This is a genomic window from Mycobacterium sp. URHB0044, assembly GCF_000620625.1.
In the GTDB taxonomy this organism is placed as follows: domain Bacteria; phylum Actinomycetota; class Actinomycetes; order Mycobacteriales; family Mycobacteriaceae; genus Mycobacterium.
The window spans coordinates 491483-515609 of the sequence record NZ_JIAW01000001.1 but is presented as its reverse complement, the minus strand read 5'-3'; the positions used below and the strand labels follow the sequence as shown (position 1 = coordinate 515609).

At 65.8% G+C, this 24127-nt stretch carries 23 protein-coding genes; 13 read left to right on the top strand and 10 right to left on the bottom strand.

The features are described from left to right. The first annotated feature begins 119 nt into the window (after positions 1–119). From N536_RS0102475 to N536_RS0102445, 7 genes are all read left to right on the top strand, one after another. On the top strand, positions 120–416 hold the full coding sequence (locus N536_RS0102475) for a PE family protein (RefSeq protein WP_029112156.1): 297 nt from the start codon (positions 120–122) through the stop codon (positions 414–416). A 57-nt stretch (positions 417–473) separates the two neighbouring features. Then, positions 474–1829 carry a PPE family protein gene (locus N536_RS0102470; protein ID WP_231514388.1) on the top strand — a complete coding sequence of 452 codons (1356 nt, stop codon included), beginning with the start codon at positions 474–476 and terminating at the stop codon, positions 1827–1829. An 82-nt stretch (positions 1830–1911) separates the two neighbouring features. Continuing rightward, positions 1912–2238 carry a WXG100 family type VII secretion target gene (locus N536_RS0102465; protein ID WP_029112154.1) on the top strand — a complete coding sequence of 109 codons (327 nt, stop codon included), beginning with the start codon at positions 1912–1914 and terminating at the stop codon, positions 2236–2238. 34 nt (positions 2239–2272) lie between these two features. Beyond that, entirely contained in the window at positions 2273–2569 is a 297-nt protein-coding gene (locus N536_RS0102460; RefSeq protein WP_036435011.1) for a WXG100 family type VII secretion target, read from the top strand. 93 nt (positions 2570–2662) lie between these two features. Continuing rightward, a complete protein-coding gene (locus N536_RS0102455) occupies positions 2663–4075 on the top strand; it encodes a MinD/ParA family protein (RefSeq protein WP_029112152.1) in 1413 nt (470 codons plus the stop codon). Then, positions 4072–5601, top strand: coding sequence for a type VII secretion integral membrane protein EccD (gene eccD, locus N536_RS0102450; RefSeq protein ID WP_029112151.1), 1530 nt, complete (start codon positions 4072–4074; stop codon positions 5599–5601). Before N536_RS0102455 ends, eccD begins: the two co-directional genes overlap by 4 nt. Before the next feature lie 12 nt (positions 5602–5613). Next, positions 5614–6348: a hypothetical protein gene (locus N536_RS0102445; protein ID WP_064751507.1), complete on the top strand. Its 735-nt coding sequence runs from the start codon at positions 5614–5616 to the stop codon at positions 6346–6348. A 17-nt stretch (positions 6349–6365) separates the two neighbouring features. On the opposite strand, the gene N536_RS41180 is transcribed toward N536_RS0102445, so the two are convergent. Then, positions 6366–7190 (bottom strand): secretion protein EccK, encoded by an 825-nt coding sequence (locus tag N536_RS41180; RefSeq protein ID WP_155948386.1) that lies wholly within the window; start codon positions 7188–7190, stop codon positions 6366–6368. 46 nt (positions 7191–7236) lie between these two features. On the opposite strand from N536_RS41180, the gene N536_RS42015 reads away from it, so the two are divergent. Next, entirely contained in the window at positions 7237–7482 is a 246-nt protein-coding gene (locus tag N536_RS42015; protein ID WP_155948385.1) for a hypothetical protein, read from the top strand. A 1183-nt stretch (positions 7483–8665) separates the two neighbouring features. Here the strand turns inward: N536_RS42015 and N536_RS42010 are convergent. From N536_RS42010 to N536_RS42005, 6 genes are all read right to left on the bottom strand, one after another. Further along, positions 8666–9721 carry a hypothetical protein gene (locus N536_RS42010; protein WP_155948384.1) on the bottom strand — a complete coding sequence of 352 codons (1056 nt, stop codon included), beginning with the start codon at positions 9719–9721 and terminating at the stop codon, positions 8666–8668. Positions 9722–10088: 367 nt separating this feature from the next. Beyond that, positions 10089–10427 carry a YbaB/EbfC family nucleoid-associated protein gene (locus N536_RS0102435; RefSeq protein WP_029112148.1) on the bottom strand — a complete coding sequence of 113 codons (339 nt, stop codon included), beginning with the start codon at positions 10425–10427 and terminating at the stop codon, positions 10089–10091. Continuing rightward, positions 10424–11980: a PPE domain-containing protein gene (locus N536_RS43290; protein WP_029112147.1), complete on the bottom strand. Its 1557-nt coding sequence runs from the start codon at positions 11978–11980 to the stop codon at positions 10424–10426. Before N536_RS43290 ends, N536_RS0102435 begins: the two co-directional genes overlap by 4 nt. 49 nt (positions 11981–12029) lie before the next feature. Continuing rightward, on the bottom strand, positions 12030–13427 hold the full coding sequence (gene eccE / locus N536_RS0102425) for a type VII secretion protein EccE (protein ID WP_029112146.1): 1398 nt from the start codon (positions 13425–13427) through the stop codon (positions 12030–12032). Continuing rightward, a complete protein-coding gene (gene mycP, locus N536_RS0102420; protein WP_029112145.1) occupies positions 13424–14770 on the bottom strand; it encodes a type VII secretion-associated serine protease mycosin in 1347 nt (448 codons plus the stop codon). Before mycP ends, eccE begins: the two co-directional genes overlap by 4 nt. Before the next feature lie 201 nt (positions 14771–14971). Continuing rightward, positions 14972–15907, bottom strand: a complete 936-nt coding sequence (locus N536_RS42005; protein ID WP_155948383.1) for a hypothetical protein — start codon at positions 15905–15907, stop codon at positions 14972–14974. Between the two features lie 176 nt (positions 15908–16083). Between N536_RS42005 and N536_RS41175 the strand changes: the two genes are divergently transcribed. The 4 genes from N536_RS41175 to N536_RS40595 all read left to right on the top strand — a co-directional run bounded on the left by N536_RS41175 (position 16084) and on the right by N536_RS40595 (position 21885). Beyond that, a complete protein-coding gene (locus N536_RS41175) occupies positions 16084–17172 on the top strand; it encodes an FHA domain-containing protein (RefSeq protein WP_051574179.1) in 1089 nt (362 codons plus the stop codon). Between the two features lie 50 nt (positions 17173–17222). After that, positions 17223–18392, top strand: coding sequence for a hypothetical protein (locus tag N536_RS0102405; RefSeq protein WP_155948382.1), 1170 nt, complete (start codon positions 17223–17225; stop codon positions 18390–18392). Between the two features lie 161 nt (positions 18393–18553). Continuing rightward, complete coding sequence (locus N536_RS0102395; protein ID WP_029112141.1) at positions 18554–20608, top strand: serine/threonine-protein kinase; 2055 nt, start codon at positions 18554–18556, stop codon at positions 20606–20608. A 143-nt stretch (positions 20609–20751) separates the two neighbouring features. Continuing rightward, on the top strand, positions 20752–21885 hold the full coding sequence (locus N536_RS40595; protein WP_155948381.1) for a hypothetical protein: 1134 nt from the start codon (positions 20752–20754) through the stop codon (positions 21883–21885). 126 nt (positions 21886–22011) lie between these two features. Here the strand turns inward: N536_RS40595 and N536_RS42000 are convergent, their stop codons facing one another. Continuing rightward, the gene (locus N536_RS42000; protein WP_155948380.1) at positions 22012–22182 is read right to left on the bottom strand and encodes a hypothetical protein; all 171 of its coding nucleotides are present in this window, start codon (positions 22180–22182) and stop codon (positions 22012–22014) included. 108 nt (positions 22183–22290) lie between these two features. On the opposite strand from N536_RS42000, the gene N536_RS41995 reads away from it, so the two are divergent. Beyond that, a complete protein-coding gene (locus tag N536_RS41995) occupies positions 22291–22611 on the top strand; it encodes a hypothetical protein (protein WP_155948379.1) in 321 nt (106 codons plus the stop codon). Between the two features lie 52 nt (positions 22612–22663). Here the strand turns inward: N536_RS41995 and N536_RS0102380 are convergent, their stop codons facing one another. Next, a complete protein-coding gene (locus N536_RS0102380; protein WP_029112139.1) occupies positions 22664–23761 on the bottom strand; it encodes a sensor domain-containing protein in 1098 nt (365 codons plus the stop codon). A 63-nt stretch (positions 23762–23824) separates the two neighbouring features. Next, positions 23825–24121: a hypothetical protein gene (locus N536_RS37225; protein ID WP_036435003.1), complete on the bottom strand. Its 297-nt coding sequence runs from the start codon at positions 24119–24121 to the stop codon at positions 23825–23827. Positions 24122–24127: the final 6 nt, after the last annotated feature.

Sequence of the window (24127 nt, the reverse complement as noted above, 5' to 3'; positions counted from 1 at the left end):
AGTTGACAACTGGTCAGCAAAGGATCGGGGGATCCACTCCGTGGGGAGCAAACAGCCGCTCCAGAAGGGTCGTCGACCCGTTATGCAGTGTGTTCCAAATAACTGAGGAGAAAGCGCAAATGCAACCGTTGATGCACAATCCAGGCGCCGTTGGAGTTGGTTCTCAGGTCGTCGCAAACGGCGGCCGCGGCCTAGCCACCGGTACGGCGGCGACAACCGAGGCCAGCGCATTGATACCGGCAGGTGCAGAGGAGGTCTCGGTGCAGGCGGCGATCGCGTTCGCGACGGAGGCTCTGCAGGTGAATGCGTTGAATGCCCTCGCTCAGGAAGAGTTGGCGCGCACGGGCGCGGCGTACATCGAATCAGCCCAGCTCTACACGGCTGTCGACGCCTCTAGCGCGGCCACCCTTTCGTAATCACACGCATGTCGTAATAACAACAAGTCAACTCAGAGAGATTGAGTCCAGCAAACTATGTCTGCAGTACCCGCAATGATGGCGATGTTCTATGGAGCATTGCCACCAGAGGTGAACACAGCCAGGTTGATGGCTGGTGCGGGCCCATCGCCGATGCTCCAGGCGGCAGCGGCGTGGGAGACCCTTGCGATCTCCCTGGAGACACAGGCTGAGGAACTTGCAGGCAGCCTGGTGGCGCTGCAGAGTTCGTGGCAGGGCGGCGCGAGCGAGCGGGCCGTCACGGCGACGACGCCGATGGTGGTCTGGTTGCGCACGACTGCTCTGCAGGCCCAGAAGCGGGCGATGCAGGCCATCGCCCAGGCCAATGCGTACACGATGGCGATGGTTACCACGCCGCCGTTGCCCGAGATCGAGATGAACCACGTCACGCACGCGGTGCTCGAGGCCACCAACTTCCTCGGCGTCAACGCAATGCCGATCGGCATCAATGAGGCTGACTACTTCGTAAGGATGTGGAACCAGGCGGCGTTCGCCATGGAGGCCTACCAAGCCGAGACCTCCATGAATACGGTGTTCGAACCCATCGCGCCGGCGCAGCCCATCGTCATGCCCGGCGTCGGTGAGAGCGGGGCCGCGATGGCGATCGGCCAGAACGTCGCGATGATGGGCGGCGCAATCATCCGAGAGGCGACGTTCGCTGAGGTCGCCGCCCAGGGCAGCATGCAGATCGCCGCAATGACGACCGGCAGCGCCGTCAACGCCGGAACGTCGGCTGCGCAAGGAGCCGACAGCGCTAGGGAACATGCGCAGCAGGGTGCGCAGCAAGCCGGCCAGCAGCAGGGCAACGCTCAGCAGGGTGTTCAGATGGCCACCCAGATGGCGTCGCAGATGGGCTCCATGGCCGCGCAGGTGCCGCAAACGCTCGGCCAAATGGTGACGCAGCCCGTGCAGCAGATGAGCCAGCCGCTCCAACAGGTGACCCAGATCTTCAGCCAGATGGGTAGCGGTTTCGGCTCCGACAAAGGTGCTCAAATGGGCCTGATCGGCGCCAGTCCAATGTCGAACCATCCATTGGCAGGTGGTTCGGGAGCTACGTCGGGCGCCGGGTTGGTACGCGCCGCGTCGCTGCCGGGTATGGGTGGCTCGGCGGCTCGGACGCCGTTGATGTCGAGCCTCGTGGGGCAGCCGATCGCGTCGAGCCCTAGCGCATCGCCGGTGGGGATGGTGCCTGGTGCGGCGGCGGGTGGCAGCGGCACGGGAGCCGCGCCGGTCAACAACTCGGGCGGCGCAGGCGGCGGCCCGATGGCCGGCGCCGGTCACGGCAGCAAGGGCGGCGGCGGATCCAGGACGGGGCTGCTGGCCCCGACCCTCCTTCCTCAGGATCTGGGCGAAGACGAGGAAGACGACTGGTAGCCGTCCACACAAGACTTCCCGGCCCACGGGGCTGGAAGACTCGCCATCCCTTGGTGAGGACACGAGAGAAAGGTAGTGAGAAATGGCTGGTACAGGAGCCGGGTTAACAACAGACTCTGCTGTCCTCATCGCTGAGGCCAGCAACTTCGATGGCATTTCGGCGGGGCTTCAGGGCGTCATGGCACAGGTCGACGGGACCCAGGGCGCCATGGCTGCAGCCTTGGTGGGCCAGTCCGGCACCGCTGCCCACGCCGCGTTCATGCGGTACCAGGAGGCAGCTCAGGTGCAAAAGGCGGCGCTGGACGAGATCGTGATGAACCTGCACGGCGGCGGCGTGCAGTACGACAGCCACGATAGCGACCAGAGCGGGCTCATCGGCCAGGCCGTGAACCTCGGCATCCACGGCTGACCACGACAACCAATCAACGGAATCGGAGAAAATCATGAGCGGTACAGCACAGGTATGGAATTTCCCCGTGATCGAGGCGCTCGCCCTCGAGATCCACGGCTACGCCGGAGTGGTGAACGGCTTGCTCGACGAGGGCAGCGCCGGTCTGGCCAGGCTGGTCGCCGCCTGGGACGGCACTGGATCGAACGCCTACCAGGGGCTGCAGACGAAGTGGAACAATGCGTCCGCCGAACTGAATGCGGCGCTGGCCAATCTCGGACAGACTATTCAGAACGCGGGTACGGAGATGCACACGGCCGACGTCGGCATCGGAAACTCCTTCGGCATGTAGCGAACCGAGCACCGAGGTGGGCGGGATGGTCGAATGCCGCTCCCGCCCACCTCAGCTCATGCCACACCGCAAACCAACCCTTGAGAGGTCTCCATGTCGGCCGACTATGACCGGCTCTTCCACTCCCCCGACGCGACGCAGCCGCCCGAGGAGGAGACAGAGACCGTCGACCGCGACGCGGTACTGCCCGGCAACGCCGGACCCGCGCCGTCCCACGCGGCACGCCCAGACGCCCCGTCTGGCCCACTGCCCGTCGCTCCGCCCCCGACCAAGACGGCTGCCGCCGCCGCGCCGCCACCACGTCAGACCGAGATCACCAGCCAGATCAGGCCGGCCCAGGGTTCTGCACCGCAGCGAGTGCAAAACGGAATGATGCGAACGCCGCAGGCGTCCGCACCGACCGGCGCCCGCTACGAGCAGGCCCGTCCGGCGCCCGCGCCGCCAGCGCGGCAGGCACCGCCGCCCGCACCGTCACAACACTTCGCCGAGCAGCAGGCAGAGAACCGCGCGGTGTGGACGTCGGCTCAGCAGGTGCCTGCCCAGCCGGCGCCCACGTCGGCCGCCACGATCGGCAACCACCGTGCCATCGACGCGCTCTCGCACGTCGGCGTGCGATCCGCGGTGAAGATGCCGTCGCAGCGTGGCTGGCGGCACATGGTCTATCTGTTGACGCGTATCAACCTCGGGTTGTCGCCGGATGAGATCTACGAACTGGATCTGCACACGCGGATCCGCCGCAACGCGCGCGACTCCTACCAAATCGGGGTGTTCGGGCTAAAGGGCGGCGTCGGCAAGACGGCCGTCACGGTGGCCCTCGGCTCGGAGCTGAGCAAGGTCCGCGGCGACCGCATCCTGGCTGTCGACGCGGATCCCGACGGCGGCAACCTGGCCGATCGCGCGGGCCGCCAGTCGGCAGCGACGGTATCGGATCTGTTGTCGGACAAGGAACTCGCGCGGTACAACGACATCCGCGCCTACACCAGCATGAACGCGGCAAACCTCGAGGTGTTGTCCTCCGAGGAGTACAGCGGCGCGCGTCGTGAGTTCAACGACGAGGACTGGAAGGGTGCCGTCGGCATCGTGTCGCGGTACTACAACCTCGTCCTGGCCGACTGCGGCGCCGGGCTGTTCCAGCCGGCTTCCCGCGGCGTGCTTTCGACGGTGTCGGGTCTGGTGATCGTGGCCAGCGCATCGATCGACGGGGCCAGGCAGGCCGCCGTCACGATGGACTGGTTGCGGCAGAACGGGTATCAGGATCTGCTCGGCCGGTCGTGTGTGGTGATCAACCACGTCGTGCCGGGCAAGCCGAACATCGACGTCGCCGACTTGGTGGAGCAGTTCGAACGCCACGTTCCGCCGGGGCGCGTCATCGTGCTGCCGTGGGACAAGCACATCGCTGCGGGCACGGAGATCCAACTCGACCTGCTGGGCAAGACATTCCGACGTCGGATCACCGAACTCGGCGCCGCGCTGTCCGATGATTTCGACAGGCTTGAGCGTCGTTGACCACCACGGCCGCCGCACCTAGCACGTCGGGCGTGACGCCCGGCAGGCCGTCGACGACCCGCGTCACGATCCTGACGGGTCGTCGGCTCACCGACCTGGTCCTACCAGCGTCCGCGCCAGTCGAGACTTACATCGACGAGACGGTCGCGGTGCTGGCCGAACTGCTCGAGGACACGCCCGCAGATGTATTGGCGGGCTTCGACTTCAAGGCGCAGGGGGAGTGGGCGTTCGCGCGCCCGGGTGCCCCGCCACTGAAGGCGAGTGAGTCGCTCGACGACGCGGGCGTGGTCGACGGAGCGCTCCTGACACTCGTCTCGGTTAGCCGCACCGAGCGATACCGGCCCCTCGTCGAGGACGTGATCGACGCCATCGCGGTGCTCGACGAGTCACCCGAGTTCGACCGCACGGCGCTCAACCGCTTCGTGGGTTTGGCGATTCCGTTGGTGGCCCTGGTGATCACGGGTATCGCGCTGCGCGCGTGGTCGGACACGGGTCACGACTGGTGGTGGCCGGTGGCGCTGGGCGTGGTCGGCCTCGGGGTGCTCATCGGCAGCGTCATGGCCAGGTCCCGCTACGGCAACCTCGACTTGGCCGAAAGCCTGCTGCTCGCTTCGACACCGCTGCTGGCCGGCGCCGTGGCACTGGCAGTGCCACTGCCGCTGGGCGTCGACGGGTTGGGCGCCCCGAATGTTGCGGGCGCCGCAGCCGTGGTCCTCCTTCTCGTCTTAGCGACGCGGGGTGGGCCACGCCGACGAGCGGAGATTGCCTCGTTCGCAGCGATCGCGACCATAGCGATCACGGCCGCGGCGATCGCCTACGGCTACGGCTGGCAGTACTGGGTACCGGCCGGGGCGATCGGTTTCGGCCTGATCGTCGTCACGAATGCGGCCAAGCTGACGGTCGCCGTCGCACGCATCGCGCTGCCGCCGATCCCGGCGCCGGGCGAATCCGTCGCCAACGATGAACTGCTGGACCCGATTTCGAGTCCGGACGCCACTGATGAGGAATCGCCGACGTGGCAGGCGATCATCGCATCGGTGCCCGAGTCCGCTGCTCGTCTCACCGAGCGCAGCCACCTCGCCAAACAGCTACTGATCGGCTTCGTCACCGCAGGTGCCCTGGTGCTCGCCCTCGGGGCCATCGCGGTGGTGGTGCAGGGCCACTTCTTCCTGCATAGTCTGATCGTGGCCGGGCTGGTCACCTCGGTGTGTGGATTCCGGTCGCGGTTGTACGCCGAACGGTGGTGCGCCTGGGCGCTTTTGGCGGCTCTCGTGGTGATCCCGACCGGCGTGGCAATCCGGCTCAGCCTTTGGTACCCAGAGCGTGCATGGCTGGTGTTGAGCGTCTACGTCGCCGTCGCGGTCGTCGCGCTGATCCTGGTGGGGGCGACCGATGGCGTGCGACGGGTCTCGCCTGTGACGAAGCGGATCCTCGAGCTGCTCGACGGCACGGCCATTGCGGCGGTGATTCCTATGCTGTTGTGGATCGCGAGCGTGTACGACGTGCTGCGGAATCTGCGGTTCTGAGGGGAGCTCGAAATGTCTGTCGGTGGCGGTGCTGGCGATGTGTTGAAGGTCGACGCCCCTCTGGTGGAACAGCTTGGTGGTGAACTGGAGGCTTCGGCGGGCGGTCTGCCTGATGCCCCGCCACCGTTCGTCGTTTCCGGTGTCGATGCGATATCGGAGGCGATCGCCTTTCGGCTGCCGGGTATCGAGGGGCCCATCCAGGAAGGTCTGCCACAGGTGAAGGCGGACGCGACGAAGACTGCGGGCAACATCGTTTCGGCCGCCGGGAAGTACCAGGCCACCGACGAACAAGTCGCCGCGAATTACGAGAAGCACCAGTTTGACCAGGCGGGTGGGCCCGCGGCCAGTGGGTCGGGAGGGGGCTCGGGCGGCGATGCGATGAGCCAGATGGGTCAGATGATGGGCATGCCCATGCAGATGGCGCAGCAGGCGATGGGCGCTGTCGCGTCCGTCCCGCAGAGCGTGATGCAGGGCGTGCAGCAGATCAGTCAGGTGACGGCCGGTCTAGGCAAGGGCGGCGAGGCGGGTCAATCAAGCGAGCCGGGCCCGGAGCAGGCGGAGGACCGTCAAGCCGAGGACAGGCCTCGGGAGGACGAGCGGCAGGGTGCTGCATCTGGAGAGTCGAAGGGAGAACGTGCTCCCGATTCGACGGCGAGTGAGGCGCCCACGCAAGTGAATCCTCCTGCGCCGCAACCGAGTCCGTCCGGGCCAAGGCATGCGGCCCCGGATCCATCGGTGAACTTGTAGGTCGACCGTAGCGGCGACTACACGGTGGCTTCGGCGCCGATGGCGTCTGAGATCAGAACGCTGAGGTGTTGCCAGTACACCCAATCGGCGATGGCTTGCCGCTGGGCCGCAGCGTCGACTGCCGTGTGGGCACGGTAGAGCGCTTGCTCCTGAGCATGATCGGCGTAGTCGACGAATGCCTTGAGGTGGGCCATCCCTCGATCCGAAGCGGTACTCATCAACGGCTTCGTGAGTTCGAACCACAGCATGGTGGAACGGTCTTCTGGCGCGGCGGTGTCGGCCGGAGGCGGAGGAAGCAGTTCGACCAGGGCGGCGTCGCTGACGGAGGCCAGACGCGCCGCAACCTCTGGGGCGATCACTTCAAGTCGGCTGCGCCCCTGCATCTTTCCTGTTTCGGGGATGTCGTCGGGCCGCAGGACGATCTTGGCCGCACCAGGATCGAATCGTGCGAACTGCTCTTCGGTGGCGATGACGGCGCGCAACTTTTGGGAGTGACTCTGCGCCCATCCCTGGATGGCGAGGATGGGGTAGGTCGCCCACTTGGCGCGGTCCGTCGGCGGGATCGTCTCGTCCGCGGTAGCCATGGTCACCTGGGGTGGCAGTTGGACTCCGTCCGGGATGTAGCCCAAACCGAAGCTGTTGGCGACGACGATCGATCCGTCGGCGGTCAAGCCGGTGACCCAGAAGAAGCCATAGTCGAGTACGCCGATGTTCAGTGCCGCGGCGATGCGGCGAGCCTGGATCAGCGCTGCGCTGCCGTTGTTCGACTTGCGTTGCATGGCGCCCGCCGTCGATGCGGAGAGGATCGCGTCGCGTTCTGCCCGTGCTGCTGAAACCGGCACGGGCGCAGCGCCTATCCCGCCCGCGTCGGCCCTGACGGACGCAGGATTGACCCCGGGCCCGGTAGGCGTGGAGGGCGGAGGCGTTGGCGCCGCGGGTGGTGGCGTGCTCGGAGGTCCGAGCGGCATTGCCGGCGGCATGGGTGCACTGGAAGTGGGTGGGGCAATGGGCGTCCCGGCGCTGCCTCCGCCCGAGAAGCCACTGCCGACGCCGCCGGAGCTACTGCCTGCGGCACCGGAGCCGGTTGACCCGGAGGAATGCGCTGCGGGTGCGGATTCAGGGGCTTCGACTTGAGGTGGTGCCAGCGGTGTTGGCGGTGCTACGGGCGGCGCGGTGGAAGACGCCGCAGAAACGGGTGGCTGTGTCGCATTCGCGGATTGCTCGGCCATGGCCTTCGTGAAGTCGTTCGCGGGCGCTTGGCCGGTTGAGACTTGCTCGCCTGGGCCGGCTTCCTGTCCCGCAGTTGGCTTGGGCTTCGCGTCTGTCGGGGTGGATGCGGGTGTCGCAGGGATGCTCGAGGAGGGGGATCCACCGCTGCTGCCTGAACCGGACAAGGGGGTCGATGGAGAACCGGACGGGGAACCAGTGCTGCCGCTGCCGATGCCGCCCCCGGGGGCTGACGGCGCTCCTGTGCCCGATGGGCTTGGAGTCGAGCCACTAGTTGGCGGAGCGGACGGCGTGTGGGCAGCCGGGACTGGACTGCTAACGATGTTCTCTGTGTTGGTGGGATTCTGGGCGGACTGACCTGCAGGGACGGCCACCGGTGGCTTGTCGTGGTTGTTTAAGACGTTCTGTGAGTGCGTCTCAGTTTCGGTTGATTGCCCCGCGGGCGCTGGCGGGTTGCGCGAGTTCTTGACAATGTTCTGCGTATGCGTCGCGTTCTGGGTGGACTGCCCCGGCGGCGTAGGTACAGCAGCAGCTGGCCCCGGCGCTTCGCCGAACGCTGGCAGGCCCTCAGCGCGCCCAGGCGGATAAACCTGACCCGTGGTGACTGCGGCGCCAGCCGCAGAAACCACGGCGGAGTTGGCCGCAAAGGCGGCGTCCACAATGTCCTGGATTTGTCCCTGTCGCTCGGACTCGTCAGCGACGGTCGCGCCGTTGATCAAATCGATTGCATGCTGGGCTCGATCGCAGATGGCAATGATCTGGTTCTTGGAGTTCCTGATTGATTCACTAACATTCGTGTGAAACGTAATTGCACTAGTCAGCATGCTGTCGATCGAATTCATTCGGTCGATATGACTCTGAACCGTATTCTTCGCCCCATCCGACGCTCGACCAAACCAGGTCTGGCCGTCGAATAATTTCGTTTGCGTCTGCTGCCAGGAAGCCAGCTTGTCCAACAGTTGCGTTTGCGTCGTCTTGAGCTCGTCCGAACGTCGGGTGTGCGCGTCTTCATCTGCTTCCGGCCACGCGGTTGGAGGGGAAGTCATTTGCCCCTTGTATCCCCCGGTAGGCCTTTCGATTGCCATGTCAATTAACCCGCAACTGCACGGCAGGCACCTGACACTAGGTTCGCCAGTCGAAACGCAGTGTAGTTGAGCCACCCGTCAGCGGCACCGTTGTAGTTGTCACCGGCGGCAAGGTACGCCTTTGTGTACAGTGCGGCCGCAAAGGCGAAATCCTGGAATACGGGGTTATCGCTTTGTCGACCAGCTTCTGTGATGTCATTGGCGTATTCCATGAGTAGTGGACGGGCTGCAAGTTCAACAGCCCGACGCTCGGGCGTCCACTCGGACGCTGGAACACCTGCATCGCGGTTCTGCCAGTCCGACGACGTGGTGGAGTTGAATCCATCAAGACGCTGGACCCAAGCGGCGCACGCTGGGTTAGATGACGCAATGAAAGGAATTGGATTAGACAGGTCGGTCGGCGGAACTACTTGCGTAGGTGACGGTGCGGATGCAATACCAATCGAACGGCTAGCCGATCCGTATTCAATCGTGTTGCAGATTCCGATCAGAGCGGAGCCAGCACTGACGAATGCCGAGGCCAGACCGTCGTCCGCTGGGACGTAACTTGGAAGGCTGTCGGCGTAGGCACGACCGTAGGCGATGAACTGCTGGTAGATTTCGCGAACTACACGATGCGGCGTCTGTTTGGCCAATGTCACCACTTGGTCCGCAGCATTGCGCATTGCCGCCGCAACGGCTTCGGTCTGACGCCGTTGCTCGGCGGTCCATTCCGAAGCAGGGCCTAGCGTCGCACGCTGGGTACCCCAGCCATTGGCCTCGACATCGGCCAGGCTGTTGTTAATGCCGTTGAATGTCATGCACGTAGGTTCTTCAGTAATGATCGACACCGGGCCAGTGTCATTGGCGCTCGCGATATCGCCCGGCGAAGCAGACGTACTCGGCGTCGGCGACGCATCGCCGGCGCCGCGCGTGAATAACAGTGTGGCGCCGATGGTTACTCCGATCACCAGCAAAACCGCGATGGCGACCAGCAGCCACTTGACGTTGTTGCCCCGCTGGGGCGGAACACTTTGCTGCGGCCAGGGCGCCTGCGGGTAGCTGGGGGGGTGCTGACCCATGTATGGCTGCTGGGAGCCCGGCGGCATCGAACTGGGTTGGTGCGGTGGTTGCCATCCACCCTGGGGCGGCATGCTCATGCGTCCGCCCCTGTGGCTGGCCTAACCATTCCGGCACCCCCGCAAGATCGATAGTCCACGCGCCGAGTTTACCGACGCGAACAATCACCAGCCTAAGTTACGACTAGGTCGCCGCTGCGCACAGATTTTCCCGATGGATGTGAATGACCGTTTTATGTCCATCGGCCGCTTCTCAGAACGTGGCCGCTTTCCAGCGCTCCTCATTGCTGCTCTTCGGAACGAGATATGCGCCGCAGCAATTCATCATGGCTTCCGGGGCGCGCTCGCGCTGGACTTGCGACTGCGCACACTAAACGCCGTCTTCCATATCCGCCGTGATCTCGGCGACGACCGCGTCGATTCGTTCGCGATCCGCTTCGATCGATTCGGACGCCTGGAGCGACGCCTTCTGCAACGCCTCGTTGACCCGTCCCTCCACGGTGGCGGCACCCAACCGCAGCAAGCCGTCCTCGATGAAGACGCCGGTCAACCAGTGGTGTCCGTTGAGGGTGACTTCGACCGTCTCCGCTTCGTCGGTGGCAGTGAAGGTTTCGGTGTTCATCTTCGCCAACTGGTCATCCATCAACGACTGCAGCCGTTGCGCCTGCTTCAGCACCGCGGCCACCTGGGGATGCATGTCGTCGCTCACTTGGAGTCCTTGTCCTGAACGTCCTTACGGCGACGATTGCCGATGACCGCCTCGGTCCAGGGTCGATCCTCGGTGTAGAGGTCTTCATCCGGCGACAGCCCGGGCGTGCGCTTCTTCTCCTTGCTGCCACCTTGCCCGTGGCCGCCGCCGCCCATCGGCATTCCGCCCATGCCACCCATGCCGCCGCCGGCTGCACCTCCGCCAGTCGGACCGGCCGCGGCCCCCGCGGTGGGGGTCGCCGAGCCCGGCCCGACGGACACGCCGCCGACGCTGGGCTGCAACGGCATTGGTCCTGCACCGCCTCCACCGGCCCCGCCGCCGGAGCCGCCACCCCCGCTGGCCGCAGCCGGTCGCAGGCTTGGATCGGTCGGTAGCTTCGGCATGTCCTTCGGGCCGCCGCCTGGGAGCCCACCGGGCAGACCCCCGCCCGGCGCGCCACCACCCGAAGGCGAACCGCCACCTGCCGGCGACCCGTCACCCGATGGAGCGCCGCCCCCAGATGGGGCACCTCCTCCGGAGGGAGCGCCCGCAGACGCGGGCTGAGCAGACATGGGTGACACGGCCGGCGCTTGTGCGCCCGGCGGTGCCTGCCCCGAGCCGCCGCCGGGGCCAGTCTGCGGATTGCCATTCGGGTCGGAAGTCTTGCGGGGGTCGCCGTTCGACGTGACCGGGACGGCTGGTACTCCGCTGGGAGGTGGCGGGCTGGGCGGGTTGACGGTCTGCGGTGCAGCCTCCCCCGCGTAGCCGTGGCGAATCTCCTCGGATTCCTTCTGCAACTTCTCCATCTGGAGGCCCAAGTTGTGAGCCGCGCTGCCGCCGTTGGCAATCGCCGTAGCCATCTGCGCCTTCAGCTGCATGTATTGCTGGTACACCTCGGTGTGCTGGAGCAGCGCCTTCACGTGTGCGTCGGCGATCCGCCTGGCCTCACCGGCGAGCTTCTCCCAGGCCGAGCCGAGCTCGGCAAGCCAGTTGCCGTACTCGTTGAACTTCGTGTAGACCTGCTCGGCTGCGTCGCCCTCCCAATTCTGAATCTTCACCTTGAAGGTCTCGGCAGCGGTCTTAAGTGCAGCGCCGTTGGCGGTCCAGGCGGCTGCCGCCTCCTGCAGCGACGCCCCATGATCTCCCATCGACAGCGCCTGCTGCGCGCCCTCGACATCCCGGTACTCATCGGCACTGAGCCCCAGCGGCGCCCCCATCGGGGCGGGCGGCGTCGGCGGCGGGATCGTGTTCGTCTTGGGCATCACCGGCGCGACCGGCGGGCCAGTTCCTTCGATGGCGGCCTGCCCGGCCGCATCGACATCGTCGTAGGCCTGGGCAACCGACCTCAGCGACTCGGCCAGACGCGCGCCCTCGCGATCGCCGTAATCCTGATTCCGATAGAGGAAGCTGGCGTTCTCCTGGAGATTCTCGACCACAGTCTTTGAGAGTGGCAGCTGATCCGGCGGTATTACGAGGGGTTGGTCGAGCAGCGGGTTGCTGAACTTGACGTTCTCGATCTGGATCGCCTTGGTTACCAGATCTATCGTGTCGACCCTTAGTTCGTCCCCCGACATGTCCCCTCCTCGATGCGCCGGCGCTCCAACGCGCACAGCAAACTCATTATCACTGCTCCAGCGCCATCTGGTAGCGGCTCTCCTCGCGCGGATTGATCAACCGGATGGGCAGCTGACGGTGGCGCGGAGTGTCGATGAAGTTGCTCCGCAGCACCACTCGGCCCACACCCGGATGCGGGCCGAGGTAGGTGGTGGCATTGGGCCACGCCACCTTGGCCACCTGACCGATGCGTGCGTTGATGAACCCGGCGAACTCGCGGAATTGCGGTCCGAGGGTGACCACAGCACCCGCGGCGGCTGACCGCACGACGAATTGGGTGAACAATCGCGCGTCACCGAGGTTGATGCTGACGTCGACGTCGTCGAACGGCATGTACACCGGATAGCGGTCGGCGGTCTCGCCGACGAGCACTCCCGCCGAACCGATCGGCAGCTCGTAGTGGCGGTCGGTCACCGGGCTCAGACCGTGCAGCGCCGCACGCTGGCCACCGAACAGACACGAAAAGCCACGCGGCGTCGACGGATTCGCCAGTGTCGTCAGCAACACCGTGGTGGTGGGTGCGGTGCCGGGCCGGATCCGCACCCGGGTGATGGTGTGATCCGCCCGGGCCGACCACCAGACGTCGGGACCGCCGGGCGCGGTGTAGGCGGCGGTAAAGGTGCTGCGGCCCTTGATAGATGACCACGACTCACGCTCGAAGCTGATCTCCGTGGCACGGTCGAAGTCGTCGAAGCTGCGGCCGCACCGCGCGTCAATCCCGTTGCTGGACAACTGATCCGCGATCCTGGTGGTCGACGCCACCAGGTATCGTGCCAACCCCGCCACACCCGCTTCGCGGCGCTGCGCAGGCTTGCGTGTCTCCTCCGGCAAGGCCCGCAGCACGATCCACGTCCGGCGGTTGGCTGGTGCCGGGTAGGGACCGACCACCTGTTCGTACAGCGCGACGAGGCTGGCCGGTGCGGTCTTGCCGACGCGGTAGCCGGCCGAGACGACGTCGGCCTCGAGATCGGGACAATGTGCGGTAATGAGCTGTTCGACGAGCCGGGTGTCGACGACATCGTCGGTATACGCCTCACCCGACACGATGACCGTCGGCGTGAACGGCCGCGGAACCAGCTCGATCACCGACACCAGGTGATCGCCCTGCCAGCGCACGGCGACGTGATCACCCGGCATCACCGTCGAGCCGACGGCAGGGGTGGAGGGTGGTGCCGGAGGTGCCTTGTGCCGTCGGCGCCACGAGAAGATCGCCACGAACCAACCGGTGATCCGTCGGCCCCGCGCGGTGAGCACGGCCGAGATCGCGATGATGACCGACAGAGTGATGGCCAGCCACAGCAGATTCAGCGGGACGAAGATCGCGAAGCACGCCGGAATCAGCACCGCCGCCCACAGCAAGTGGCCGGTGGTGACCCGAAAGCCGAACTGTCCGAAGAAGTTCTTCATCGGCGCCTCAACGCGCGGCGTGTCAACGCACCGAGGCCGAGGGCAAGCGCCAGTGCAGCACCCGTGATCACCACGAGCGTGATCGGGCCCCGGTCCGGCGGCGGGATGTACACCGGCGGCGGCAACTGCTTCACCTTGTACGGAATGGTCCTGGGCCCCGGCGGCACGTCCCACGTCAACGCGGCCACGGGGTCGATGACGCCCGCGCCCACGTAGTTGTCGACGCCGCCACCGGGATGCCTTGCCGTAGCGGTGATCCGGTTGATGATCTGAGCAGCCGTCAGATCGGGGAACCGCTGCTTGAGCATGGCGGCCAGGCCGGACACGAACGCCGCCGCGAAGGACGTGCCGTTGATCGGTACCGGGCCGTCCTGGCCTTGCAGTGCGTTCACCGGGTTGCCGTCATAGCCCAGAGCGGTGATGTTCTCGGCAGGCGCGGCCGCACCGACCCACGGTCCGGACATCGAGAAGGTGCTCGGCTGGCCGGTCGGGCCGATGCCGCCGACCGTCAGCACCAGCGGTGAGTACCACGCGGGCGAGACGATGGTCTGCACCTGCTTCCAACCGCGCGGATCCGACGGTATCGCCGCGTCCGGCGGCGGGTTCTGGCTGCAGTCCTGTCCCGTGTTGCCCGCCGCGACGATCACGACGGCGCCCTTGACGTTGACGGCGTACTCGATGGCGGCACCGAGGCCGGATTCGTTGATGGGACGGGTGATCTTGTAGCAGGCGGCCTCACTGATGTTGATCACCTGCGCACCCAAGTTCGCGGCGTGCACGATTGAGCGGGATAGACTGCGCAGCGAACCGGCGGTCTGCGTGGTGTTTGGGTCGTTCGGATCGGTGCGCGCGCCTACAGGCTGGAAGTTGTCTGACGTCTGGCGTAGCGAAAGGATCCGCGCGTCGGGTGCCACGCCGATGAAGCCGTCCGTCGGCGCACCCCGTCCCGCAATGATCGATGCGGTCAGCGTGCCGTGGCTGTCGCAGTCGGACATTCCGTTTCCATTGGCGTCGACGAAGTCCCCGCCGGGTAACGCTGGCACCCGCGGCGACCCGTTCACCCCGGTGTCGATGACGGCGACAGTTACTCCCTCACCCGTTGCGAATTTCTGCGCCTCGGCAATCCGGAGATAGTCGCTTGCCCATGGCTTGTCGGCGAAGTTGGCCCCTGGAAACGTCGTCGGCGCGGAGCAGACACGGCGTTGCTCGGTGGGCTGATCGGGACCCGTCTCATCAGGTGGCAGGGCAGCGGGGTCGATGGTGGGGGGCTCGATCGCGACCGCGGGGGGCGCGCTCAGCAACGCCAGAATCAGCACAGCGAGTAGGACGCCTATGCGACGCAGCATTCGTGACCTCCCGCCACGATCAATACTCTGACGCTGTGCTGAGACGCACTCAGCAAAGCGATCGATGCGCGCTTCGTGGCGCATCCTGTGACGTCAAGCCCCCAGACCCTGTGCACGGGGCAATCTTACGGGCGAGTTGACGGGGTCAGTTCCGCTTTCTTTGCGGCGCCAACCCGGCCAGTCACCCAGTGCGTCCCGTTAGGGCGAGGACAACCGCTGGATGGCGCGATGAACCTGCAGGCCGACATAGGCCAAGACGAGACCGCTGACCACGGTGATGGCCGCGCTGATGAGCACCCCGAGCGCGTATCCGGCCAAGTGCACCGACGCGAGGTCGAAGATCGTGGCGACGTTGTAGAGCGCGCGCAACGAGGCGAGGACGGCTCCGACTCCGCAGATGCCATAGGCCACGAATTGGTGGGCGAGCTTGGTGCCGAGTGCGAAGTACAGATAGATCAGCCCGGCAAAGACGAGGTCGGTCAAGAGGGTGCCGATGAAGCCTGGCATCAGGCTCATGACGAGCGCCAGGAACAGTCCGATCCCGTAGGTGACGTAGACGAACTGGTCGGCGGAGTTGTCTCTGAAGTTCAGGAACCAAGGTTGGCGGATGAGTTCGCCGCGGATTCCGCGCGACATCAGGCGCGTGATGAGCGAATTGCCCTTGGCCAGCAGTGCATTCGCGGCGTCCATGGGGTTCTGCGATGTATTGCCATAAGGAGCCTGCGGTGGGGATTGTGCCCCGGTGTAGCCCTGGTGCGGCGGCGGAGGGAACTGCGCACCGTATCCCGGCGGCGGAGGGAACTGCGGGCCATACCCCGGGGGTGGCTGGGGTGCCCCACGGCCCCAGCCGGGCGGCGGTGGCGGCGGGGTGGGGGCTGAGGCGGAGGGCCCGTAGGGCTGCTGGGGTGGCGTCGGGTGCTGTTGCTGAGCGTTCGGCGGCGGCGGAGGAGATGCCGGTTGCGGACTGGGCGGCGGTTGGCTGGTGACACGCATCGTCTTCTCCTCTGCTCCGGAGTCGACCTGAGCGGCATCCGCACTCGGAGTGGAGGTGCGGGGCACCACCTGCGTCTTCTCCGGATCGGCACCTTCGTGCGCCGCGCCGGTGACGCGCTGGGTCAGTTCTTCGTCAGCCATGCTGCTAATTCCTCACTTACAGAGAGTGTTCGATGGATAAGGTACGTGGCATTAGGACGTGCCCCGACACCAGATTTCGGACGGCCGCCCGGGTCTCCGGCGAAATCGAAGCGCTTCAATTACACAAAGATACTAGCCATACAACACGTAGCACCGCTACGGTTTATGATGTGACTATGGCATTCACTGAGGTCGACGACGCCAGCGGCGAGGCAGTCCTCCCGCTGACGATCCGTGCTCTGGGGGAGACCCACCGGGTCGATCCCGAACACACGCCGGTGATCATCGGCCGTCCCGATCCTGGCGCCGCGGAACAAGCGCACATCCGCATCGCGGATGCCCGGGTGTCGCGCAAACACGTCGTCGTCACGGTCCGCGATGGACATTGGATCGCTCAGGTCACGGGTCGCAACGGCACGTTCATCGACGGCAGGGAGGTGACCGGCGAGTTCGTCATCCCCGACGAGGGTCTGACCGCGACGCTCGGCCATCCCGTCGGCGGCATTCCGGTGCACTTCAGTACCCAGGACCCGTCCTTGGTCTATGTAGGAGCCCAGGTCGCCAAGCGGCGCAATGACCTTCACATTTCCCAGCGAAAGTTGGCCGAAGCCAAGGTAATGAACGCCGGAGTGCTCATCGCCTTCGAGAAGGGACGCAGCTGGCCCCGCGAGGCCACCCGACAGCGGCTCGAGGAAGCACTGGGATGGGAAAAGGGCGAGATAGCGCGGCTGCGTCGCCAATTCGTCGCATCCTCCGCGGGGGAGGCCACGCAAGCTCACTCCGCAGACGACGCCGAACGCACGGTGATGCTGGAAACCGGGGGCACGACGACGATCGAGTCGAAGTGGATGGCCGAAACCGTCTCCGTGGCCTTGGACAACATCACCAAACAGATTGAGATGCTTCCCGCCCCCACCGCGGCGGCGTTTCAGGCATCCGCAAAGGGGCTGCTTGCCGACCTGAGCCGGTTGGAAACATTGGCCACCAACGCGTCCCGCGGCGCCACCGGCGCCGAGGAGGTCTTCCGCGTGCTGGGCGCGGTTCGTCGCACGCGGCGCGACTTGCTGTTGCGAGCGGCGGACTCGCCGCACGCGACGGTGGGGCAGCGGGTGTTTGCCGCGCGGCACCGGGCCGAGCTGAGCGTCGCCGAGGCTGCCGCAATGGTGGGGCTCAGCCCCGACGACGTCGCCGCGGCCGAAGCGGGCAACGAGATCGCCCCTCCCCAACTCGGTGCGTTGAATCACCTGCTGGAGGCACTGCAGTAATGGGGAGGTATTGCGGAGCCCGTGCGGCGTTCCTTCTGTTGGCAGTTGCCGTGTTGATCGCCGGTTGCAGCACCGTCGTGGACGGAAACGCGGTACGCGCAGCGGGTGGCCCACTGCCCGGGACTGTGGACGTCACGCTGCTGAACCCGGGAAACTATCCGACCAAACCGCTGCCGCCGATGGGTGCCGCGGGAACCCCAGCCACCGGTGCTTGGCTCGACGCTGTGCGGATGGCTGACTTCGTGCTCGGGCCGTGGGAAGTCGATCCCACGCTGCTTACCCCGAGCGGTTTCGCGACGTCCCCCGGGATGATGCCGCTGAAGACCAACGCACTCGAAGCGGTCGTCGATGACGAGGTGGCCAAGGCGGGCTACCGGCACAACTACGTCTATGGTTACGCCTCTTCCCGCAAGGTCGAGGGGCAGAAGGTCTTCTACAACGTCGTGCTGCGAATGGCGGATCCGGAGTCGGCGAGTGCCGCGGCACCGGAGATGGCGCAGGCGACCCTTGACGATCCCCCGGATCCCGTCGTGCCGACCGTGATGGCGCCGATGGCGATCCCCGGACACGCCGATGCGAAGGCGGTCAGTCATTCATACCTCAACACCACCGACAACCGAACGTGGAACGTCGTCGAATCGTTCACCGCGCACGGGCCGTACGTGTTGATGCAACGTGCCAGCGTGACCGACACCTTGGGCGTTGCAGCGGAATTGGTCGCCAGGGCGATCGACCTTCAAGGGCCCCGCATCGATCAGTTCAGGCCGACCGACGTCGCGGAGTTGCCGAACCTGCCACGGGATCCCAGCGGCCTGCTAGCCAAGGCACTTCCGGTGCCCCCCAAGGCCTCAAACGTCAACAACAACGCGACTTTCGGCGCGTATGCGATCCTGCACTACATGAGGGACCCAGTGGTGGCGGCGAAGCCACTTGCCGATGCTGGCGTGGACGTCGCGGTGCAGGGCAACGCCTGGATTGCTCGCGCTCGCGACGCGGCCGGCGCAACCGCCTGGGCAGAGGGCGCCCTCAAAGACGCCACGGGGAAGCCGGTTGATCCGGTGCCAAACCTGCCCAGCAGTAGCTGCCTGAAATCAGAGGGCGACGCAGGGTTTTGGTGTGTGGCTACCGCCGACCGGTACGAATTCGACGTGTGGGGCCAGCAGTTGCGTGACGTGCATCAGCGAATGGCCGCACAGTACATCCTGTTGACGGCGAAATGATCTCGCCCACGACGGTGCGCCATAGCGTCGTGTGTGCGGTTGCCGGTGTCGCGACCAACGTCGGCCGATGGGGCATCGCCGCCTCTTTGCAACAGGCCGCCACTGTCACCCAACAGATCTCAACCCAGCAGCCGATTCTGGTCGGAAACTAAAGGGGCGCAATGGATTTCACAACAGGCGATGTCGTTGGTGGATACACCATAGAGGGCGTCCTCGGATCCGGCGGCATGGGTACCGTATACCGGGCTGCCAACCCCACGCTGCCGCGCAGCGACGCGCTGAAGATCCTCAGCGCAGAGTTCTCCCGCGACGACCAATTCCGGGCGCGGTTCCAGCGCGAGGCCGACGTTGCCGCCACCTTGGACCATCCCAACATCGTCGCCGTCTACAACCGCGGCGAGTTCAACGGCCAGCTGTGGATCGCGATGCAGTACGTGCCCGGCACCGACGCCGACCGGGAACTGAAATTAGGCACCATGACTCCGCAGCGGGCCGCCCACATCACCACTGAGGTCGCCAAGGCCCTCGATTTCGCGCACCGCCGCGGGATCATGCACCGCGACATCAAGCCAGCCAACTTTCTGATCTCGCCTGCCGAACACGACAACGACGACGAGCGAGTCTTTCTCGCCGATTTCGGCATCGCCCGCGCCCTCGACGATGCCGCCCATCTGACCACAGATGGCACCGTGATGGCCTCGATGGCCTACGCCGCCCCGGAGGTGCTGACCGGGGTTGGCGTCGATCGTCGTGCCGACATCTACTCGTTGGGCTGCAGTCTATTTCGGATGCTCACCAACAAGGCTCCCTTTTCCGGCCTACAGGGTGGATTGCCGGCGATGGCCGCGGCACACATGACCGCACCTCCGCCGAAGGTGACCGGCCTGGTTCCAGGGTTGCCCCGCGCCTTAGACGACGTCATCGCCACCGCGATGGCCAAGGATCCCGCGCATCGCTACCAGACGGCACGTGAGCTGGCCTCCGCGGCAACCGCTGCGATCGCCGACTCCACCGCCACCATACCGAGGTCGACGATGACCCAGGAATGGTCGACGCCACCGCTACCGCCGGGGCCGCGTCCACCGGCGCACACCACTCCGCCAGGCGGTACCGAGGCACGCAGCGGCCCTGAATCCGCCGCGTACCCCCCGGGTTTCTACAGCGGGCCGCATGCGCAGACCCAGCCGCGCCAGTTCTCGCCGGGCCCGCCCGGTGGACCGCCGTCCGGCGCACCAGCCGGTCAGCCGCCCGCCGGAAGGAAGCCGGTAAAGCGCCGGCTGGTGATCGGCGTCGTCGTCGTCGCGATCGTTGCCGTGGTCGCGGTGCTCGCCACGGTGTTCCTCACCGCCGAACCAAGCAAACCCGCGTACACCGCGCAGACCTTCACCCACGTGCACGGCACCACCCAGGTCACCGAAGCGCCCACCGCCGTCGCCGCGGTCGGCCCCGGCGACGCGGACGCAGTGCTGTCGCTTGGGCTGCAACCGGTCGCGATCGAATCCGGCGGCCCGCTGCCGTCGTGGCTGCGCGACAAGATCACCGGATCGCCGGCGATCATGAACTTCATCGACACCAACGCGATCCAGACAGCCAAACCCGACCTCATCATCGCCACTGGCGACATCGACGACGCCACGTACCAACGGTTGCAGGCGATCGCGCCGACGATCACCAAACCGTCGGACACCAACCAGGCGTGGAACTGGCAGACCCAATTGCAGTGGATAGCAAGGATTCTCGGCCGCGACAGCCAAGCAACTCAGCTCATCAGCACGATCGGTGCGCAGCAGTCCGACTTGAAGAACCAGAACGGCAAAGTCGTCGGCAAGACCGTGTCCGTGCTGAACATCTCCGATAACGGTGTCACCGAAACGTTGACGCCGTCGAACGCCGCGGACTATCTGACGTCGCTGGGATTGAGCTACAGCAACTTGCTGCAACGCCAGCCCACCGACCGAGGAGTGACGCGGGCGGTCACCGACGTCAACAAGCTGTACTTGATCGTCACCGACGTCCTGGTCGTGGTGCGCACCGACAGGACCGCCGGCGGCGGAGGCGCCGCCGGGCTGCCCAGTCAACTGTCGGGCTACCGCGGTGTCATGGTGATCGTCGACGATCCCGACACCGTCGCCGCGCTTGCAGAGCCCGGTGGTCCGCTGGCCACCCAGTTCTTGGATGCGCACTGGGTGCCCGAACTCGCCAGCAGCATCCCATGACGTCGCTGGCACCAACAGGCTATAGGTCAGTATTTTCTACTCATCGGGACAGGACGGGAAACACAATGCACTGCAACCTCATCCGTGTCGGAATCGTACTGCTCACCGCAGCTACGTTGGCCGCCTGCAGTAGCAACTCCAACGTGCAGGGCACCGCGACCACGGCCGCGCCGCCGACCACCACCGCCGGTGCCGGCGCGGACGGAGTCGACGTCGCCGCACTCAAGCCCGGCAACTATCCCACCGCGCCGCTGCCCGAGGAGCCGTGGAGCGTGCAGGGCGCCATCAGGATGCAGGCCAAGCAGATGGCCGACTTCGTGGTCGGCCCCTGGGAGGTCGACCCCGCGCTCACCGGACTCCACATCACTCCGGTCGTGATCATCGACGCCGAGAACCTGAAGGGCGTGCTGCTGGAGGCTGGCACCGTCGCGGCCAAGCATCATTTCATCAACGCGTTCAGCTCCACCCGCACCGATGGCGATGATGCCGACAGTAAGAAACTGGTGACGATGGTGATGCGCTTCCCGACGAGTGAGGATGCCGCGGCCGCTGCCACCGAGACCAGTGCTGCTCTGGGCACCTATCTCAAGGCCGGCGCTCAGGAGATGGCGTTCATCCCGGGTCACCCTGAGGCACAGGCCACGCAGTCGCCGCAGGTCGGCGGGAAGTACCAAGTCACCAGTCTCACCCCGCATGGTCCATTCGTGCTGTATCAGGAAGCCACGTCATCGGAGAATGCGGAAGCGGCGGCCGCCTTGGTGGCGAAGACGCTCGATCTCCAGGCACCCCGAATCGATACCTATCACCCGACAGATCCCGCACAGAAGACCTCGCTGGACCCGACGGGTCTGGTGGCTAGAACGATTCCGGACGTCAATACGAAAACTGCCGGCGTGTACGGCGTGCGAGGAGCAGTGCACTTCGACCAGAACCCGGTGAGGTCAGGTGAGCGCTACAACGCGGCTGGCGTCGACTTCACCGCCGCCGGCACGACCCAGGTGATTCAGGCGAAGGATCCGGCAGCGGCCGCTGCGTACGCGTCCGGGTTGTTCGACGCCAACAGCGCCGGCCAGGAGCCGGGCCCGACCGTGCCCGGGCTGCCGGCGGCGAAATGCCTGCAAAACCCCAGAACCGGCAACAACGCCGATCCCACCGCTCCCCCGACGTACCGGTGCATCGCCCCGATGGGGAGGTGGGTGGTGCTCGCCGCGGGCCAGCAAGCGGCCGCCGTTACTCAACAGATTGCAGCCCAGTACCTGATGTTGATCGGAAAGTAGCAGCGAGGCAACGGAAGTCCAACCAGCTGACGTCGTTCGGCACGGCGTGGCAGCGTTGACAGCGTGAGTTACGACTTCGCAGTTATCCCAGTCGATCTGGCCACCTCGATCGAGGACGCGGCTCGGCTACATGTGGCGATGTGTGAGCAGGTTCAGCAGCCGGCGCGCAGAGACGTCGAAGCGTTCGTTGTGGAACTTCGCCGCCGGTATGGGTTCGATGCCCGTGAGGACGATTGCATCTTGACGGCCGATTGTGACGCCGACGCCCGGGGCGCCGTAGTGGGGACGTCGTGGCATTCGGTCGCGCACAACACCACTGAATTGCTGAGGATGACTCGCGACTTCGGTTTCGCTCTCTACGACCCTCAGCGGGATCGCCTCTACGATCCTCGCGACCACATCGCAGTGAACGTCGAGTTGGGCGACGGCACCAAGGTGCCCTATCTAAGCGAACGGCTCTTGGCCGCTCTGTTCGATCGCCCGGACCACCGATGGTCGTGGCTCGTCATCCAGCACGGCGACCAGCACTACATCCAGTCAAAGTTCACGGTCGGCGAGGACGTCGTGATCGAACATCGCCGTGGCGGCCCGCAGGAACACTTTCGCGCGACGACCGGGGATAGGCAACTTGCCCAGCGGGTTCTGTGGAATTGGGCTACCTCAACGGCGGGTTGGGAAGACGAACTGACCTGGCAGTTGGTCGATTTCGGCGATTCACCTGACTGAGCGGCGAGCGGTGATTCGGGTGCAGCAAGTGGAGACGGCCTTACCGCCCCGGTCATCGTTGCGCGGTGATCTTCTCACCGATGTCGCGTGCCAACGTCGATGCCGTGCTGGAGACCGATGCTGCGCAGATCCGCACGTCGACGACGACGTTCTTGCGGGGTGTCATGGCGTGCTGGCATTCGCGGCTGGGCCCGAAGAAGAGGATGGAGTTGGTGCCGTCGACGACGGCGGTGCTGCCGGTGGTGGCTTCTTGAGTCTCGCTGCCGGTGGTCGTCCCGTCGGGTTGGGTCACGCGGTGTTGGTTGAGCGTGGCGTTCGTGGACTCGCAGGTCTGCCAGTCGTCGAACTGCCGATCGACGAACTCCTGTGCGGCGGTGTCGCTGGTGAACGAGGCGACTGACTGGGTTACCTTGAAATCGCTAGCGGCGTTGCTGAGCACCTGGGCGGCGAACCCGGTGTACGCCGAGCCCTGGTACACGATGCTATTTGCAGCAGTGACCGCACCGCCGCACCTGAAGGGGTCGACTGTGGTGCCCAAGAGCGGCGCGTCGATAGTGAACACGGCCGTCATCACGGCGTTGTCGGCGAGCTGGCCAATCTCGGGAACCGACGCCAGTAGGCCTTTGAGCTGCGTTGGATCGATCACAACTGGGGCCAGCGCCGTGGTGGTGGTGCTCGGCGCGGAAGACGACGCGCCGGCCGTGGTAGTGGGAGTCAACGACGGTGTGGCCGTCGGTGTCGACGAGTCGCCGCCTCGCATGACGAAAACCGTGGCGGCAACGGCGATCACGACCACGGCGAGGAGCCCGGCGGCGATCAGCCCCCACCGCCGACCGCGCGGCGGTGTTGCGGGCGCGGGCAGATAGTTCGGTGGGTATTGGCCCGGGCCAGTCGGCGGCATCCATCCACCGCCGGGAGGCGGCCCGGCGCCAGGCGTGTTCTGCCATTGGGGGTTCCACGTCCCGGCTTGTGGCGGTGCCATCGGCGGAGCCGGCGCGGCCGACGGGGGCGGGCTCATCGGCGGCGGTGTGCCCGGATGCGGTGTTCTCGGCACTACCGTGGTGGCCTCACCGTCGTCTTCGGGCCCAGGTTGTGTGCCCGGCCAGTCGGTGGTCATCTCGGCGTCGCGGTCATCGTCGTGCGTGCTCATCGGATGTAAGCCTGCCTTACGTGGTGGGAATTCGGTCAGTGATCTGAGCGACGAGCGATGGCTCTAGCGAGCCCGGGTCGGCGGGTGTGGCGGTGGCGGCCAGGCCCCAGGGCTTCCTGGTCCGTACTGCGGAGCAGAATGTGGCCAGCCCTGCTGCGGCCAGTAATTGCCCTGGTAGGGCGGCGGGGCGGGGTAGTAGTTCGGAGGTGGCGTCGGCAATGTGTTCCGTCGCTTGCGGGTGAACAGCTTGACCAGCCCGAACACGATGAGACCGATGATCAAGACTTGGCCGGTGAGGGCCCCGACGGCCCGTCCGGGATGGGCGTCGGCCGCGGTCTGTGCAAGGTAGAGCATCGACATGATTAG